At 70.2% G+C, this 16,360-nt stretch carries 18 protein-coding genes; 12 read left to right on the top strand and 6 right to left on the bottom strand.

Going from position 1 to position 16,360, the window contains the following annotated elements; all coding sequences use genetic code 11:
* The first annotated feature begins 11 nt into the window (after positions 1 to 11).
* Together K3N28_RS14050 and K3N28_RS14045 are read left to right on the top strand one after the other, a co-directional pair.
* Positions 12 to 482 (top strand): rhodanese-like domain-containing protein, encoded by a 471-nt coding sequence (locus tag K3N28_RS14050; RefSeq protein WP_228093169.1) that lies wholly within the window; start codon positions 12 to 14, stop codon positions 480 to 482.
* A gap of 21 nt (positions 483 to 503) precedes the next feature.
* Positions 504 to 1,232 carry a PIG-L deacetylase family protein gene (locus tag K3N28_RS14045; RefSeq protein ID WP_228093168.1) on the top strand — a complete coding sequence of 243 codons (729 nt, stop codon included), beginning with the start codon at positions 504 to 506 and terminating at the stop codon, positions 1,230 to 1,232.
* 318 nt (positions 1,233 to 1,550) lie between these two features.
* On the opposite strand, the gene K3N28_RS14040 is transcribed toward K3N28_RS14045, so the two are convergent.
* The 4 genes from K3N28_RS14040 to K3N28_RS14025 all read right to left on the bottom strand — a co-directional run bounded on the left by K3N28_RS14040 (position 1,551) and on the right by K3N28_RS14025 (position 6,943).
* Positions 1,551 to 2,324 carry a hypothetical protein gene (locus tag K3N28_RS14040; protein WP_228093167.1) on the bottom strand — a complete coding sequence of 258 codons (774 nt, stop codon included), beginning with the start codon at positions 2,322 to 2,324 and terminating at the stop codon, positions 1,551 to 1,553.
* Positions 2,321 to 2,863: a SigE family RNA polymerase sigma factor gene (locus K3N28_RS14035; protein WP_228093166.1), complete on the bottom strand. Its 543-nt coding sequence runs from the start codon at positions 2,861 to 2,863 to the stop codon at positions 2,321 to 2,323. Before K3N28_RS14035 ends, K3N28_RS14040 begins: the two co-directional genes overlap by 4 nt.
* A 502-nt stretch (positions 2,864 to 3,365) precedes the next feature.
* The gene (locus K3N28_RS14030; protein ID WP_228093165.1) at positions 3,366 to 4,676 is read right to left on the bottom strand and encodes a glycosyltransferase; all 1,311 of its coding nucleotides are present in this window, start codon (positions 4,674 to 4,676) and stop codon (positions 3,366 to 3,368) included.
* Entirely contained in the window at positions 4,673 to 6,943 is a 2,271-nt protein-coding gene (locus K3N28_RS14025) for a glycoside hydrolase domain-containing protein (protein WP_228093164.1), read from the bottom strand. The genes K3N28_RS14030 and K3N28_RS14025 overlap by 4 nt, the downstream gene beginning before the upstream one ends.
* 310 nt (positions 6,944 to 7,253) lie before the next feature.
* Between K3N28_RS14025 and K3N28_RS14020 the strand changes: the two genes are divergently transcribed.
* From K3N28_RS14020 to K3N28_RS14010, 3 genes are all read left to right on the top strand, one after another.
* Positions 7,254 to 8,348, top strand: a complete 1,095-nt coding sequence (locus K3N28_RS14020; protein WP_228093163.1) for a hypothetical protein — start codon at positions 7,254 to 7,256, stop codon at positions 8,346 to 8,348.
* 77 nt (positions 8,349 to 8,425) lie between these two features.
* Positions 8,426 to 9,406, top strand: a complete 981-nt coding sequence (locus K3N28_RS14015) for an LD-carboxypeptidase (protein WP_228093162.1) — start codon at positions 8,426 to 8,428, stop codon at positions 9,404 to 9,406.
* A gap of 87 nt (positions 9,407 to 9,493) precedes the next feature.
* Positions 9,494 to 10,039 carry a GNAT family N-acetyltransferase gene (locus tag K3N28_RS14010; protein WP_228093161.1) on the top strand — a complete coding sequence of 182 codons (546 nt, stop codon included), beginning with the start codon at positions 9,494 to 9,496 and terminating at the stop codon, positions 10,037 to 10,039.
* A gap of 13 nt (positions 10,040 to 10,052) precedes the next feature.
* Here the strand turns inward: K3N28_RS14010 and K3N28_RS14005 are convergent, their stop codons facing one another.
* Positions 10,053 to 10,619, bottom strand: a complete 567-nt coding sequence (locus K3N28_RS14005; protein WP_228093160.1) for a dihydrofolate reductase family protein — start codon at positions 10,617 to 10,619, stop codon at positions 10,053 to 10,055.
* A gap of 92 nt (positions 10,620 to 10,711) precedes the next feature.
* Entirely contained in the window at positions 10,712 to 11,743 is a 1,032-nt protein-coding gene (locus K3N28_RS14000; RefSeq protein WP_228093159.1) for an endonuclease/exonuclease/phosphatase family protein, read from the bottom strand.
* A 159-nt stretch (positions 11,744 to 11,902) separates the two neighbouring features.
* Here K3N28_RS14000 and K3N28_RS13995 point away from each other — a divergent pair, with 159 nt between their 5' ends.
* The 7 genes from K3N28_RS13995 to K3N28_RS13965 all read left to right on the top strand — a co-directional run bounded on the left by K3N28_RS13995 (position 11,903) and on the right by K3N28_RS13965 (position 16,289).
* Entirely contained in the window at positions 11,903 to 12,304 is a 402-nt protein-coding gene (locus K3N28_RS13995; protein WP_228093158.1) for a hypothetical protein, read from the top strand.
* Entirely contained in the window at positions 12,301 to 12,633 is a 333-nt protein-coding gene (locus K3N28_RS13990; RefSeq protein WP_228093157.1) for a WXG100 family type VII secretion target, read from the top strand. Before K3N28_RS13995 ends, K3N28_RS13990 begins: the two co-directional genes overlap by 4 nt.
* Before the next feature lie 34 nt (positions 12,634 to 12,667).
* Positions 12,668 to 13,162 (top strand): WXG100 family type VII secretion target, encoded by a 495-nt coding sequence (locus K3N28_RS13985; protein WP_228093156.1) that lies wholly within the window; start codon positions 12,668 to 12,670, stop codon positions 13,160 to 13,162.
* Positions 13,155 to 13,676: a hypothetical protein gene (locus tag K3N28_RS13980; protein WP_228093155.1), complete on the top strand. Its 522-nt coding sequence runs from the start codon at positions 13,155 to 13,157 to the stop codon at positions 13,674 to 13,676. The genes K3N28_RS13985 and K3N28_RS13980 overlap by 8 nt, the downstream gene beginning before the upstream one ends.
* A gap of 10 nt (positions 13,677 to 13,686) precedes the next feature.
* Positions 13,687 to 14,853, top strand: coding sequence for a hypothetical protein (locus tag K3N28_RS13975; protein WP_228093154.1), 1,167 nt, complete (start codon positions 13,687 to 13,689; stop codon positions 14,851 to 14,853).
* A gap of 28 nt (positions 14,854 to 14,881) precedes the next feature.
* Positions 14,882 to 15,409: an SUKH-4 family immunity protein gene (locus K3N28_RS13970; protein ID WP_228093153.1), complete on the top strand. Its 528-nt coding sequence runs from the start codon at positions 14,882 to 14,884 to the stop codon at positions 15,407 to 15,409.
* A 241-nt stretch (positions 15,410 to 15,650) separates the two neighbouring features.
* On the top strand, positions 15,651 to 16,289 hold the full coding sequence (locus tag K3N28_RS13965; protein ID WP_228093152.1) for a hypothetical protein: 639 nt from the start codon (positions 15,651 to 15,653) through the stop codon (positions 16,287 to 16,289).
* The last annotated feature ends 71 nt before the right edge of the window (positions 16,290 to 16,360 follow it).

The following is a 16,360-nucleotide window of genomic DNA, read 5'->3' as shown; positions in this document are numbered from 1 at the left end:
GTTTCCTCATCATGGAACCGAATGCGAACGCCGTGCTGCGCGTGCCCCCGGCCTCCCCCGCCGACGCGCTGGCCTACTTCACCGGCCAGTTGGCCTTCCGCACCGACGTCTCCGACGTGCACTCGGCCCTGGAATCGGGCGAGCCGGGCTTCACGCTCGTCGACACGCGCGGCCGGGCCGCCTGGGACCAGGGCCGCGCGCCCGGCGCCGTGCACCTGCCGACCGACGCGATCGCCGCGCGCGCCGCCGAACTGGTCGACCCCGCGACGCCCGTGGTCGTCTACTGCTGGGGCCCTGGCTGCAACGGCGCCTACCGGGCGGCCGTCGCGTTCGCGAAGCTCGGCTACCGGGTCAAGGAGATGATCGGGGGCATGGAGTACTGGATCCGCGAGGGCCTGCCGGTCGCCACCGACGCCGGCGTCGAACGCGGCGAACCCGACCCGCGCACCGTCCCGGTCGGCGGGGTCTCCTGCGCCTGCTGACCGCCGCGTCATAATCGGGGCATGAGCGAACTCGCCGCGATGCCCGAAGACTGGACCAAGGCACTGGCCATTGTGGCCCATCCCGACGACATGGAGTACGGCGCCGCGGCGGCCGTCGCGCGCTGGACCCGGGCGGGCCGCGAGGTCGCGTACCTCATGGTCAGCCGGGGCGAGGCCGGGATCGACACCATGTCGCCGGAGGCGTGCGCGCCGGTGCGCGACGCCGAGCAGCGGGCGTCGGCGGCGGTCGTGGGCGTCACGTCGGTCGAGTTCCTCGACCACCCCGACGGCGTGATCGAGGCCGGCGTCCCGCTGCGCCGCGACCTCGCGGCGGCGATCCGGCGGCACCGGCCCGAACTGGTCATCACGCTGAACCGGCGCGACCACTTCATGCCGGGGAACTGGAACAGCGCCGACCATCGGGCGGTGGGCGAATCGGTGCTCGACGCGGTCAACGACGCCGGGAACCGCTGGATCTTCCCCGACCAGGTGGCCGAGGGCCTGGAGCCGTGGGGCGGCGTGCGGTGGGTGGCGCTGGCGGCGTCGCCGGAGGCGACGCACGCGGTCGACGTGACCGACTCGATCGAGCTCGGGGTGGCCTCGCTGCTGGAGCACCGGGCCTACATCACGGCGCTGACCGACGAGGACCCCGAGACGTACGCGCGCGATCTGCTCACCGGCTTCGCCGCGGGCGTGGGCGAGCGCTTCGGCACGCAGTACGCGACCACGTTCGAACTGATCAATTTCTGACAGGGCCCCCCTGCCTGAGGGACGAATCGCCCGCCCCCGATGGCCTGAACAGGTCACCCGGGCGATTCGTGTCGTACCCCGCGAGTGCGTTTGCGCCGTGCTCAGTCACGGCTCGCAGGCTTCGCCGAGACCGGGTCCATGAGAGCGGATTCATCGCCGTATTCGCGGATCTCGCCGGTTTCCTATTCCCGGGCCGGCTCCGCGTCCCGCGAGGGCCGGCCCCGAGTCGAGAGGCGGTCCCCGGAGCGGGAACCGGACGCTGGGCCCGGTCCCCGCTCTCGCCCTGGGGTCGCCGGGGCGGTCGCCCGCCCGGCGGGCTCATGCGAAGTCGCCCTCGCTCCGGCCCTGGTCGCCGGATTCGGTCTCGGCCTCGAAGGTGTAGCGGTCGTCGTCGGCGCTGCGCGCCCCGTCCTGATGGCCGAACTGGCCCGCGAGCGTGTACTCGCCGGCCGGGAGCACCGCGTCGTCCCTCAGGGTCCACCGGTACACGAGGAACCCGTCCTCGCTCGTGACCACCGCGTCGCCGAAGCGGCTGTCGGTGCTCCACGAGCCCGTGGACTCCAGGTCCTCGCGCTCGGCCACCCGCAGCTCCACGACGAGCGCGACGAGCGGTTCGTCGTTCTGCAGCGTCAACGTCGCCTGCGACCAGTAGTCGTTGCTGCCCTGGTCGATCGCTCCGTGCGTGACGAGCCAGTCGGCGCTCGCGTCGACGTCCTCCGCGTCGGTGGTCGCCTCCGCGCCCGTCGTCTGCTCGACGTCCTCCGAAGTGGCGTCCGGCGAAGGGTCCTCAGTGGTCGCGGGGTCCGTCGCCTCGGCGGTCCGGGTGCCGGGACCGGCCGCGGGGGGCTCGGGCGTCGGGTCGACCACGGGGCCGATTCCCATGGCGTGTCCGAAGAACACGATCGCTCCGATGAGGACCACGGCGACGCCCGTGGCGAGCGCGACCTGCGGGATCCGCCAGCCGGTGCGCACCGGCTCGACGCCCGTGCGCGGCTCGCGCATGCCCTCGGACACGCGCGCCCACATGCGGTCGCGGTCGGGCTCGTACCCCTCCGCGGCCGCCCGGAGCCGGTCGGGCAGTTCGTCGCTCACCGCTGCTCCCCCTTCCGTATCGACGCCCAGGCCGATCCCTCCTGCGGGCCGAGGATCCGGCGCAGGTCGGCCAGGCCCTTGGACGTCTGGCTCTTGACCGTGCCGACCGAGACGCCGAGCGCGTCGGCGGTTTCGCGTTCGGACAGCTCCAGCGAGTGCCGCAGGATCACGCAGGCGCGGCGGCGCAGCGGCAGGCGCGCCAGCGCCTCGCGCACGTCGACCACCGCCGCCGAGTCGGGTCCTTCGGCGGTCTCGCCGGGCCGCTGCCAGAACAGGGTGTTCCGGCGGCGTTCGCGCACGGCCGCGCGGATGCGGGACTTGGCGAGGTTGGCGACGATGCCGCGCGCGTAGGCGATCTGCGACCGGGCGCGCCGGGCCTGGTCCCACTGCCGCCAGACCGCGAGCATCGCGTCCGCCGCGATGTCCTCCGCCGCCGCGCTCTCGCCGATGAGCAGCCACGCGAAGCGGGCCAGCTCGGCGTGATGCCGCTCGAAGAAGGCGCGGAAGGCGTCTTCCTCCAGCTTGGCGGGGACGTCCAACGGGGGGCCTCCGGAAGCGGGTCGAATTCGGGGAGGCGGCGAGTCTAGCAGCCGAACCATCACGTCCTCGTCGTCAGAAGTGCCGCTCGGGACGGCGTCCGGAAGGGGGACAGGCGCGGGCAGCCCTGGTGCCCGCGCCTGTCGTTTCCCATGGCAGGAAAGCCTTTCCTGGGTCCGTGTCGTCCTTGCCGGCGTGCAGCGGTGGCGCCGACGGACGTCGGCCCGCCGTTCGGGAGTGCGCCCGTCGGCGGTTCGCCGTTCGAGACGGCGAGGGCCGCGACCCGCGACGCGGCGCGGGCCCTCCGCTTCCTGCTATGCGAGGAGGACGTGAAGTCCTCCCGATGTGGTTGGTGGGTGCGACGAGCCGGGTTGCCGCACCGTCATGTGGTTGCCGCGGACGCCTTGAAGGTTGTCGCCGATCCGAGAATTTCTTGGATTTCTTGATCGCGGTCGCCCAGGCGCAGGTCAGGAGCCCGTCCGGGTGAGAGGAAAGCGTCGGCCTTCAGCTGATGGTGACGTGGGATTCGACGGGGAGGTCCGTGCGCGCGTCGAGGAGCCCGGCGAAGAGGTTGTCGAAGACCGCGGTGCGGTCGAAGCGCATCGCGTGGGCGCGGGCGCGCTCGGCGGCGGCGGCGCGTTCGGCCGGGTCCATCGCGAGGGCGCGGTCGATGGCGGCGGCCAGCGCGGCCGGGTCGGAGTGCGGCACTTCGATCGCGGTGTCCCCGACGGCTTCGGGGATGCCGCCGGTGCGGGTGGTGATGACGGGTCCGCCTCCGGCGAGCATCTTCTCGACCAGGGCGATGCCGAAGGTCTCGACGAATTCGGGGCGGGGCTTGGACGGCAGGGCGTAGGCGGCGCAGCCGTTCATGAGCAGCGGCTTCTCCTCGTCGGCGACGTCGGTGAGGAAGAGGATCCGCTCGTCGTCCCCGGCGAGGGCCCGGGTGTCGGCGTGGGCGGGCCCGTTCCCGGCGATGACGAGGCGGTGCGTGCGGGCGGCCCCGGAGGCGCGGTAGGCGTTGACGAGGTCGTCGGCGCCTTTGGCGGCGGCGACGCGGGAGAGGAAGAGGACGTAGCCGTCGCGGACGAGGCCGCGCGCCGCGAGTGCGGCGTCCACCGCGGACGGATCGAGGCCGGTGTAGGCGCCGGCGTCGACCGCCGGGTAGGAGATCTGGACGCGCGCGGCGATCTCCTCGGCGAAGCGGGTGCCGCAGGCGAGGTCGACCTGCCGGGCCGATTCGAGGATGAGGTCCCTGGTGTAGGCGGAGACGGCGACGCAGCGGTCGTTGGCGAGGTAGGTGGTGAACAGGGACGCGGCCGCGCCGATCGCGCCCTCGGCGATGCAGGAGCGGACGACGTTGGTGATGTCGGAGCCCACGGCCTCGGCGATGGTGGTGACGTCGGCGTCGAGCCCGGCGGCGCGCACGGCGCGGAGGGCGTCGACCACGGCGTTCGCGTGCGGGGTGAGGTACATCGACATGCACACCGTGGGCACGCCGTCGGTGAAGAGCTCGAAGAGGCGCCCGGAGAGGCCGAGGAGGTGGCGGCCGGTGGGGACGCGGTAGTCGCCGACGGGGCCGGGTCGCTCGACGGTGATGCCGGGCGAGTAGGGCAGGAGTTCGTCGAGCGGCTTCAGCGGCAGCCCCGCGGCCTGGAGCGCTTCGATCGGCCAGCTCATGATGCGCACGTCGTCGAAGCCGCGTTGCAGGGCCACTTCGGCGAGGCCGCGCGCCTCGGTGGCGTGGCCGCAGATGACCGGGTCGGCGCGGACGACGATGACGAGGCGGCGCTCGGTGTCACGGGACTGCTGGATCACGGTGGGAACTCCTGAAGGCGGGTGCCGCCGCCCCGAGTGGGCTCGGGCCGGTCGGAAGCGGACGGAGGGCGCGTCTTCGTCGCCCAGTCGGACGGTTCGGGACCGAGCTCGATCTCCAGCCTCCCGCCGCCGTGCAGCTGATTGCCGGTGATGAAGCTGTGGTCCAGCGGCTTGCCGTTGAAGCGGGCCGACTGGACGTACTGGGCAGAGTGCCCAGCGGCGTCCTCGCCTATGCCGGTCTCGGTGTGGCCGGTGGTGACCAGTTCGAAGTCGTTGCCGCCGAATCGGAGGTTCGCGGACGCGAAGGCGGGCGCGTTGACGAGGAACAGGTTCTGGCCGGCGACGGGGAAGAGCCCCAGGGACGCCCAGACGTACCACGAGGACAGGGCCCCGGAGTCGTCGTTGCCGGGCAGGCCGCCGCGGCCGGTCCCGAACTGGTGGGCGAGGGCGGCGTGCACGACCTCGGCGGTGCGGTCGGGGCGCCCGGCATAGTGGTAGGCCCAGGGGGCCTCCATGTCGGGTTCGTTGTTGAGGCCTTCGAAGCGGTTGAGGTCGAGGCCGATCGCGAACTCGGGGCCGAACGGCGGGGTGCCGAGCTGCGCGACCGGCTCGGCCCCGTACCCGAAGAAGCGGTCGAGCATCGCGGTGAACGCCTTGTCGCCGCCGGCGAGTTCGATGCGGGAGGCCATGTCGTGGAGGAGCCGGAAGGAGTAGTTCCAGCGGCCGCCCTCGTAGAAGCTGGAGTCGCGCAGGAGCCCGTCCTGGCCGAACGCGTTGATCCAGTTGCGGGAGCGGGCCTCGAGTTCGTCGGCGAGGCGCAGGTCGCCCAGGCCGCGGGCGATGATCGCGGTGCACCAGTAGCCGGTGGCGAGGTCGAGGGTGTGGCTGATGGGGTGGACGACGCCGCGCTCGGCGAAGTCCTCGCCGTAGCCGCGGCGCAGGTCGTCCTGCATGTGGATGAGCGCCCAGTCCCATTCGAGGCCTTCGAGCCCGAGCCGGTAGCCGTCGGCGAGGACGGTGTGGGCGAGGGCCGAGCCCTGGCGGAAGAACCGGTCGGAGCCGCGGGCCATGCGGTAGCCGATGGGGAGGTTGCCCTCCTCTTCGGCGATGCGCACGAGCGATTCGAGCATGTCCGCGCCCTTGGCGCGGTCGAGGGCGGTGAGCAGCGGGAACTGCGTCTTGTACATGTCCCACATGGTCGCGATGTCGAACACGAAGGGGCCCTTGGAGTTCCAGAAGGGACTCTCGTCGGCGGCGAAGCAGGGCTTGATGAGCGAGTGGTACAGGCTGGTGGCGAAGACGGTGCGGCGTTCGGGGGTGCCGCCGTGGACCTCGACCTGCGAGCAGTAGTCGTTCCAGGCTCGGCTCGTCCGGGCCCGGGTGGACTCGAACCCGGCCGCTCCCGGGGACTGCTCCAGGTTGCGGCGGGCCTGGTCGGTGCCGCGCATGGAGAAGCCCATGCGGATCTCGACCGTCTGCCCCGCGCGGGCGGGGCCCATGAACATGAGGCCGAAGGGGCGCAGGGTCGTGCGGCGGATGTAGTCGAAGTCGAGGCGGGTGCCGCCGTCGACGCGGCGGCGGTCGTACCAGACGAGCTGCCGCCACCCGGGCGCGTCGGCCTCGAGGTAGACCGACAGGGGCATGCCCTCCATGACCACGGTGCCCTGGGCGCAGCCCTGGCCGAGGCTCTCCAGGCTGGCGCGGAGGGGCACGGTGGTGCCGTGCTCGATGGCGAGCCCGCCGTAGGAGAAGTCGACGACGACGCGGGCCGAGGAGGCCTCGGGGAAGGTGTAGCGGTGGACGGCGGTCTTCTCGCCGACGGTGAGCTCGCAGCGGATCCCGTTCTCCAAGACGGCGGCGTAGTAGCCGGGCTCGGCGACCTCGTCCTCCAGTTTCCAGCGGGTGCCGAGGGCGTCGAGCGTCTCGATCATGGGGGTGACGCGGAAGTAGTTGTAATACTTGCGGATCGCGCCGGTCCCGGACTGCTGGAAGTGGGTGAAGCCGCTGGCGAGGTAGTCGTCGTAGATCGCCTGGGGCGCGCCTTCGGTGGAGATGCCGTAGCGGCCGTACCCGGTGGGGTAGGCACCGGAGCAGGCGCACGCGGAGACCATCCCGAACGGGTGGCAGGCGCCGGGGTGCGTGTTCCCGACCTGGGCCTTCGGCCACCACCAGGTCGCGGCCAGCCCCTGCGCCGCGGGCAGATCGGCAGCTGCGGTGCCGATGAACGGGTCGACGGACTCCAAGATGCGACTGAGATTAGAGCTCATTCGTCACATCCTCGTTACAGCCGAATGAACGCGCAAGCGTTCACGCGCACTTCGTCCAGCGTTCCCCGCCGCAGCGGAGGCGACACGGAGCACCCCCGGGAACACCCGCCTCCGCTGCACCGGCCCGTCGGACCCCGGCGGCGCGGGCGTGCTGCTCCCGGCTCGCAGGTTCGCTGCAGTCGGGAGCGCTCAGAGCACCGGATGAGCGGCGACCCGCCGCGGCGTAGCGCCCGGGGTAAGGCTGGCCCCACCTTTTTCTGGGCGGCCTACGGCAATGCGCCGCAACGTGGTTCGCCATAACGTCGTCTCCATGAGAGAGACGCCCGTGACCGCGCAGGTCAGCACCGCCCCCGCCCGCCACCGGCGCGGCACGATCACCGATCGGGCCGCCGGGTCCGGCCTGGCCCTCACCGACGGCGGCCGCCGCTGGCACCGCCCCCTCCTCGTCCTCGGCATCGCCTGCGGCGTCGTCGCCCTCGCCTCGCTGATCGCCATGCCCTTCGACGACCGCACCCTCATGGGCGAGAGCGTCTGGGCCAAGGCGTTCAAGTTCGGCTTCTCCTTCTTCGCCTACTGCCTCAGCCTCGCGTGGCTGCTCGCCCACATGACGAAGCTGCGGCGCACCGGCTGGGTCTTCGGCACGGTCTTCGCCGTGATCAGCGCGGCCGAGGTCGGCGTCATCGTCGCGGCCGCCGCCGCGGGCACCTACAGCCACTTCAACACCGCCGAGGACCCGTTCAACCAGGTCGTGCAGCTGGCCTTCCAGTTCGTGCCGGTCATGTTCCTCGCGAACCTGGTCATCGCGGTGATCGTCCTGTTCCAGCGCATCGGCGACAAGGCCGTCACGGCGGTCGTCCGCTGGGGCCTGCTCCTGTCGAGCCTGGGCATGTTCGCCGCGTTCTTCATCGTCACGGTCGGCGGCCAGGGCGAGCGCACCGTCGTCGACGCCGAGGGGAACGAGGTCGTGCTCAACGCCGGACACGGCGTCGGCGACCTCGACGGCAACGGCATGGTGCTCACCGGCTGGTCCACCACCGGCGGCGACATGCGCGTCCCGCACTTCATCGGCCTCCACGGCATCCAGGTCCTCATCGGCGTCGCGATGCTCCTCGGCGTCGTCGCCGCCCGCCGCGCCTGGCTGCGCGACGTGCGGGTCCGCGCCGCGATCGTCCACTGGCTCTCGCTCGGCTACCTGGGGGTCTTCGCGACCACCATGGTCCAGGCCGTGCGCGGCCAGTCCTTCGTCGCCCCCGACGCGGCCACCCTCGCCGGCTTCGCGGCCTCCCTCCTCGCCGCCGCCGCCGGGATCGCCCTCACGATCCGCAAGGCCCGCCAGGCGCCCGACCCGGACGAGGCCGTCGCCGCCGAGGCGGCCTCCTGGGAGCCCGCCGTCCCGCTCCGATAGCGCTTGCATTGCGCCGGGGCCGCCCGCGGCCGTAGGCTGTGGGCGGCCCCGCTCACGACCCCGAGGAGGCGGACTCCATGCGACCCTTGCGGCCCAAGCGACTGCGCCCCGGCGACACCATCGCGATCGCCGCCCCCTCCGGGCCCGCGCTCCCCCAGGAGCGCGACTGGCTGGACGCGGCCACCGCGGTGTTCGAGGGCATGGGCTTCCGCGTCCGCCGCACCGAGCTCGTCGAGTCCGGCGGCCACCACTTCTGGCGCTCGGCCCCGCCCGCCGCGCAGGCCGCCGAGTTCAACGCCCTGCTGAACGACCCGGAGATCCGCGCGATCGTCCCGTTCACGGGCGGCAACGCGACCACCGCCTACCTCGACCGCATCGACTACGACGCGATCCGCCGCGACCCCAAGCCGCTCCTCGGCTTCAGCGACATCACCGCCCTCCACCTGGCCTGCCACTCCCAGACCGGCCTCGTCGGCTTCCACGCCGACTTCGCCCCCGGCTTCAGCGGCCTGTTCTGGGACGGGAGCACCCCCGAGCGGCACGCCGAGATCGCCGAACTCGTGCGCGGCCTCCTCACCGGCGAACTCGGCGACGTCGCGCTCCCGGCCGAGCGCACCTGGGAGACCTGGCGGCCCGGGACCGCGACCGGACGCCTGGTCGGCGGCCTGCTCGACCGCCTCGTCAACGTCCAGGCCTCGCCGTACGCGCTCGCGCCCGAGACCTGGGACGGCGCGGTCTTCTTCTGGGAGGACGTGGGCCGCAACCTCGGCCACGTCTGGAACCAGCTGCACCTCCTGCGGATGCAGGGCGTCTTCGACCGCTGCGGCGCCATGGTCGTCGGCATCCCCAGCGACATCCCCGACCGCGACCTGCCCGACGGGCGGCTCGTCGGCGTCAAGGACATCGTCCTCGACGTCCTCGGCGACTACGACGTCCCCGTCCTTGCGGGCGTCGACTTCGGACACACCGGCCCCAACCTGCCAATGCCCATCGGGACGCTGGCCGCGGTGGACGCCGGCGCACGCGAGCTCAGGCTCCTGGAGTCCCCGGTCGACTAGACGCTTTCTGCACAAGCGGCTTGCCGCCGCAATTCTCATCGCCGCAGCGGTTGCTTTCTTGTGGACCTTCGGGCACGGTTGGTAGACATGAGGATCCGAACCGGCGGCCCCGCAGACGCAGACGAGATCGTGCAAGTCCGCAGCGCCTCATGGCGTGCCGCGTACCGCGGCATCCTGAGCGACGAGGCGCTCGCCCAGCTCCCGGAAGTGGCCTCGGAGCAGTTCGTGCGCGACCTCGCCCGCAGGCACGAGTACGCGATCACGTTCGTGGCCGAGAAGGGCCCCAACGTGATCGGGTTCGCCACGGCCTGCTGGGACACTCGCGAGAGCAGCGCCGAGGAGGCCGGCCCGGGGACCCCGGGCGAGGTCCGGGCGCTCTACGTGCACCCCGACCACTGGGGCCGCAGGGCCGGGTACGCCCTCATGCGCGAATGCCACCGGTGGCTGGCCGGGCGCGGGATGCTGCCGGTCCGGGTCTGGACGCTGGCCGGCAACGACCTCGGCCGCGGCTTCTACGAGCGGTACGGCTTCGTGCCGGACGGCGAGCGCGACACCCTCGAGATCTCCGGCGAGGCCCATGCGATCGAGCGGCTGTCGCTGCCGGAGGGCCAGCAGGCGGACGAACTGACCTGACCGGCCCGCGGCGCTAACGGACGACGTCGAAGACCTGCTTCTGGATGCCGTTCGAATACACCTCGTGCTCGACGAGCCGCAGGTTCGTGGCGTCCTTGTCGGCGTCGCTGAACAGGCGCTTCCCGGCCCCGAGGAGCTTGGGGAAGACGAGCAGGTGGTAGCGGTCGACGAGTCCGGCGTCGGCGAGGCTGTGGCCCAGGCCGGCGCTGCCGTGCACCGAGATGGGGCCGCCTTCGGTCTCCTTGAGCGCGGCGACCTCGTCGACCGAGCGGAGGATGGTGGCGGGCCAGCGCTCGTCCTGCTCCTTCAGAGTGGTGGAGACGACGTAGCGGGGCATCGCGTTGTAGCCGGCGAACTCCTCGGTCATGGTGGGCCACACGGGCGCGAAGGCCTCGTAGGAGACGCGGCCGAGCAGCAGCGCGCCGGCCTCCTCCTGCTCGCGGGCCTTGATCTCGTAGGCCTCGGGGACGAACTCGATGTCCTTGAAGGTCCAACCGGTGTTCCGGTAGCCCTGTTCCCCGCCGGGGGCTTCCATGACGCCGTCGAGGGAGACGAACGCGGTGACGATGAGCTGGCGCATGACGTGCGGCCTTTCAGTAGGGATCTTCGGCTTCTCACCGACTATGACGAGGCGGCCCGGCGGGATTCATCGCTCGCCGGGAGATCCGTTCGCTACTGCGGCAGGCGCAGGCGGGCGACGACGGGCGCGTGGTCGCTGCCGTCCTTGTCGAGGACCTCCCAGCCGAGGATCGCGACGCCGGTCTCGGCGAACACGTGGTCGAGGGTGACGGCCGGAATCGGGATCAGCCCGCCGAGGTAGCCGCCGGTGGGCTGCCAGGTCGGTTCGAGGCCCGCCCCGGAGGCCTCGGCGGCGTCGACGTATCCCGCGCCGAGGAGGTCGCGCATGTTGTCGTGGTCGAGGGTGGCGTTGAAGTCCCCGGCGAGCACCCACGGCAGGCCGCCGTCGGGGCGCGGCAGGTTCGCGAAGTCCTCTTCCCAGAGGGGGATCCGCTCGGCGGAGGCGGGCGCGGCGGGGTGGACGGCCATGAAGCGCAGGTCGGTGCCCTCGGGCATGTCGACTTCGGCGGCGATCTGGTAGAAGATGCCTTCGCGGCCCACGGTCTCGATGCGCTCCAGGGGATGCACGGAGTAGAGGCCGGTGCCGATGGCGAGGTCGTCCGGTTCGAGGATGGTGTGGGGCATGCGCTCGGCGAGCCCGAGCTCGGCGAGCCGGTCGGCCGCCCCGGGGGTCAGCTCCTGGACGCTGAGCAGGTCGGGCTCGTGCTCCTCGACCAGGTCCATCACGTGATCGAGGCTGGCGTTGCCGACGTACAGGTTGACGGACATGACCGTCAGCGCCGCGCCGTCCGCGGCGGGCTGGTCGTCGGCGACGACCCGGGGAACGAGCAGGAGCGCCAGGGCAAGCGCCACGACGGCGGTGAGCGCGGCGGCGGCCCAATGCCGGAGGGCCGCTTGCAGGCCGGCGCCGACGAGCGCGGCGAGGACCGCATAGGGCACGAACGCCACGGTCGTGACGAGGAGGAACCCGGTCTCCAGCCCGAAGAGCCGCACGGCCGCGTACCCGACCACGCCGGCGGTTCCGATCCAGGAGAGGCACCGGAGCCAACGCCACCGGTACCAGGGCGACGTCACGGGCTGCTCATCGCGCTCGGCCACCGCAACGGCCCCGCTGTCATCACTCATGCGCCGGGAGCCTACTCCCCACCGTCCACCATCACCCCCACCGATCACTCTGGTCCACTGCGAAACCGCAGCTCGAGGCGGCGTTCGCGGACCCCGACTGCGGGCACCGCGAGTATAAAATGAGTCAACCTCAAATGACGTGAGGCGACTGGAGGTCCGATGTTCGGCGAGGACGCGATCGCTCAGCAGTTGGCGGATGCCCGGGCGGCCCTGAGCAAAGCGGTGCAGTCTCCTGAGGCCGCGCAGGTCGAGCCGGTGACGGTGGAGGGCGCCGACGGGCTCCTCAGCGTGACGATCGGCGTGGAGGGCCGCGTCGACCGGCTCGACATGGACCCGAGGGTCATGCGCCTGGGTTCGGAGGCCGTGGCCGAGGAGCTGAAGCGGATCGTCAACGCCGCCTTGGACGAACGGGCCGAGGCGATGGGCACCGACGAGCCGGTGCCGGACCTCGAGGCGATCAACGAATCCGTGGCCGAGATCCAGGACCGCTCCCTGCGCCAGTTCCAGGCGATGAGCGCTTCGATCAGCGAGGTCATGGCCAAACTCCACGGAGGCCGGTGACCGTGCCGAGCTTCGACATCGACCCGGAATCCATGCGGCAGGCGGCCGACCAGCTCGACGCCGCGAAGGAGGAGGTCCAGGGCCTCCTCGACCAGTTCACCGGCGCCCTGGAGCAGTTCGCCGACGCCTTCGGCGGCGACGAGATCGGCACGCTCGTGGGCATCGCCCATCAAGCCTGTACCGATGCCCTCACCGAATGCTTCTCGACGAACATCGAGGACCTGACCGACTACGCGCAGAGCCTCCGCGAGATGGCCGATAACCACGAGGCCGCGGACGCCGAGACGGCCCGGTCCTTCAACCAGCTGCTGAGCGAACTCGGCGGTTGATGCCGCGACCCTGACGGCAGACAGGAGACCGCCCATGGGCATCCAACTCCCCGGAGAGCTGACGGGCCTGCTCAGCATGCTCGGTTACGAGTTCCCTGAATCTGATGAAGAATCCATCTTCAACCTCGCAGGCGAGTGGACCGGTATGGCCGATCAGATCTCCGGTCGCGTGGAGTCGCTGAATGCCGCGGCCCAGACGCTGCTGGAGAACAACGCCGGTGCGGAGATCGACGCCTTCAAGTCCGAATGGGACGACGCGGAGTCGGCGGTGCGGAACATCGCCGACGCCGCCGATCCGACGAACATCATCAACATCGGCCTGACGATCGCAGCGGGTGTCGTGCTGGCATTGAAAGTGCAGGTGATCGTCCAGTTGGTGATGCTCGCCTTCCAGATCGCGCAGGCGATCGCGACGGCGGCGGTCACCTTCGGCGCCTCGCTCGCCCAGATCCCGATCTTCAAGATCATCACCGGGATCATCGTCGACCAGCTCATCGGCATGGCGATCGAGATGGTGCTCAATGGCTAGGCCGCGCAACAACCTGCAGCTCGCCCGGAGCGCCGTCGGCGGGAAGGTCGTCAGCAGGGTGCTGGGGAAGAAGAACGTGTTCAGAGTCGCGAAGGGGCCGAAGGGCAAGGGACCTGACTACGTGATCGTGGTGAAGCGCAACCCGAAGCACGATCCAGCGCATTTCCGCAAGAAGCTGAAGGCGCTTCAGGGTCTGGGCAAGCGCGGCAAACTGAAGAAGGTGCCGGCGAGCCAGATCTCCCGAACGGGCAAGGCGCAGGCGGATTACCGCAGGAAGGTGCAGGACCAGATCAACAAGGTGTCCGATCCGACGAGACGGCAGCGGATGCAGGACGAGTTCGACCGGATGGACGCCGACCATATCCATGAGCTGCAGGCCGGCGGGTTGGACATCGCCTCCAATATGTGGATGCTGGATAGTGGTGTGAACCGGAGCGTGGGGTCGCAGATCATGAACCGGATCAAGGACCTACCGGATGGTTCGACCTTCCAGATCGCAGTGAGCAGATGGTGAGAGCACTTCCATGGACCGGGGCCAGATCGCAAGCAAGGTCGAACGAGTCAGGGACGCGATTCCGGCTGCGCGCGAGGCCCTGTGGTCGCTGCCTCCGGGGCGCGGCGTCTCGAGCACCCTCAGTCCGATAGCGGCACTCTACGAGGTCACGCACGCGCCCCGCTGCGGGTCGCTGGTGTTCTGGACCGCTGAGCGGATCGAGGCCGGCCGGGCCGAGGTGGCGGACGACTTCGAGGAGTGGGAGTTCGACGAACCGGAGCCGAACCGCTGGGCTCCCGTGGCCCGATGCGAGAACGCCACGGTCTATCTGCACTCCGAGTCCGGTGCCGTGGCGGTGACCAGCGCTGACGAGATCAAGGCGGGCAGTCGGCGGCTGCGGCGGCTCGCGCCCGGCCTCTTCGAGTTCTTCGACCGCTTCGCGTTGGGCCCCGAGTATCCGACGATCACCATGGACCCGTCGCACATGGCGGTGCACACGGGCGATGAGGACGGGTGGCTCGGTCTGCTCGAGTCCGCCGGATGCTTCGAACAGCGCGAGTTGCGGCACCTGCAGTCGCAGTGGGACCGGCGGTTCTCGCGGCCCGGCTCCGAACCGCCTCGAGCATGGGTGGACGCGGAGCCCGGCGATACCGAGCGCGAGTTCGCACGAAGACTGTCCCGGCTCTCGACCGCCGCCGATAGGGCCTTCAAGAAGCCGGCCCGGCTCGAGAAGTGGAATCTCGACCGCATGGGCATCGGGCACTACCAGGGCGCGAGCATGACGGTCAAGCCGCCTATGACGCAGGACTTGTGGCGCCTCTACCGGATGCATTCGTCATCCGCGTACGGAGTGCTTCAATTCCTTCCGGATGAGCTCGTCTATGAGCGCACGGACCGACTGGCCGAAGCGTTCGAGGCCTGCGGGATCGATCCCGTCGAAAGCGATGGATGGTTGGCCGTTGCGCAGTACCACGGCAAGGCGACATTGCTGCTGCACGCGGACAGCGGCGAAGTGGCCGGTCTGGAACCGGCTCCCGCCCGGCGGCTGCGGACGTTCAGCCGAGACCTGTTCGAATTCGTGAGCGAATTCGGGATCGGACGGCGGCATGGCGAATTGTGCTATGACCCCGGCAGCCGCAATCAGTCCAGAGACGCCCGGCATTGGGTTGAGTTTCTTGAATCGAACGAGCTGATATAGTTGCCGATGCTATGCGAAGGGGAAGGCAATGCCGAATGCCGCAGCATATCTGACGACTTGGGGGCACGACAATACCGTGCCTTTTCCGCGGGAGTTGTGGTTGGAGGTGCTTCCCGCTCCGGCCGCCGCCTACCCGTCCATCGACTTCCTCCCGCTGGATCTGTCGGAGGTCTTCACCGCTTACCTTGACGGTGAGGTCCAGCTCTACGACCAGGTCGACGTGCGGATCGCTGAGGGCAAGCCATACCGGCTCATGCTCATCGGCACGGTCCCGGCCGACGGCGACATGTGGTTCGTCTTCAACGCCGACAGCGGGCAGGTCATGATGCTCGACATCGAGTCGCCGTCGTTGGAGCCGGTCAACTCGAGCTTGGCGGCCTTCACCGACTTCCTCTACCATTTCTCCCTGTTCGTCGATGCCGACACCGGCTCCGAAGGGCGCGCGCAGCGTGCGGCCGAACTCAAAAGGCGGCTGGAGGACGTCGACCCGTCGGCGTTCGCCGATCCAGAATCCTGGTGGAACGCCGTGATCGCCCAACTGAGCAGCGCCGGCTGACCCACGGGCGTCGACCGGCCGGAGGCGCGCTCCGCCCCCAGGGACCGGTGCTCCGCCGAAAGCGGCGTTCACCGAGTGATCATCGATGTGGACAGTGAGGCCGTTCTCGACGGCATTGCCGGGCTGGTGGCCGAAAGCGGTGTCGTGAGGCCGCTTCGCCCGAGCGGGGCGCACGGACCGCCCGGAAGTCGGCGGCGGACAGACTCGTAGCGGATGAGGCCGTCGAGGAGAGAGGGGGATCATGCGCAACTTGATGTTCTGGAGCGAGGTCGGCCTCTCTGAACTGGATGCGGCCGAGGCTCGCTGTCATCGCGTGCGGCACGAGGCGAACCCGGTCTCGTTCAACGCCCTCGACGAGAATATTCGGTCCTTCGCCTTCGATGTGCACGAGCGGTTCCCGGACACCCGATTCGGGGTGTCCGATTCGAAGCGCCGCCCGGAAGCGACCTCACCGCCAACCACTGCTCGCGAGAGGGACTGGTCGTTCGGTCGGGAGGCGGTCTCCCGAACAGCACCGTGTCCGAGCTGTACGCGACCGGCTGCCGACACGGATCGACGATGTGCCACCCGCAGGCCGGTTATGTGTTGGGCGTGGACAACGACCTCGGCGTCGACATCGATGATTGATCTGGCGTTTTGGCGGGAGGCCGGGGTGTCGGACGCCGATGAAGCCGAGGTGAGATATCGGGACATCATCGAAGGCCGGGACCCTGTGCGAATCGCCGGACTCGATGAGCGGCTCCAGCGACTCATTCGTACCCTGAAAGCAGCACTCTCGAGTCTGGAGAGAGTTCCTCTCGCTTCCGATGCCTACGGCGAAATCCACTCCCGGCTCGGAGTGGTCGTCCGAATCGGCGACGGCATGCCTGAAACCACCTAAGGGATCGTCATGGGCCTCCCAGCCCCGACCCGATTGACGATGTACGACCGCGAGTCGCGACTGGTCGTGGG

It is taken from the genome of Glycomyces sp. TRM65418 (genome assembly GCF_019710475.1).
In the GTDB taxonomy this organism is placed as follows: domain Bacteria; phylum Actinomycetota; class Actinomycetes; order Mycobacteriales; family Micromonosporaceae; genus Glycomyces.
The sequence above is the reverse complement of the archived record's forward strand: the minus strand, read 5'-3'. Positions and strand labels throughout refer to the sequence as shown.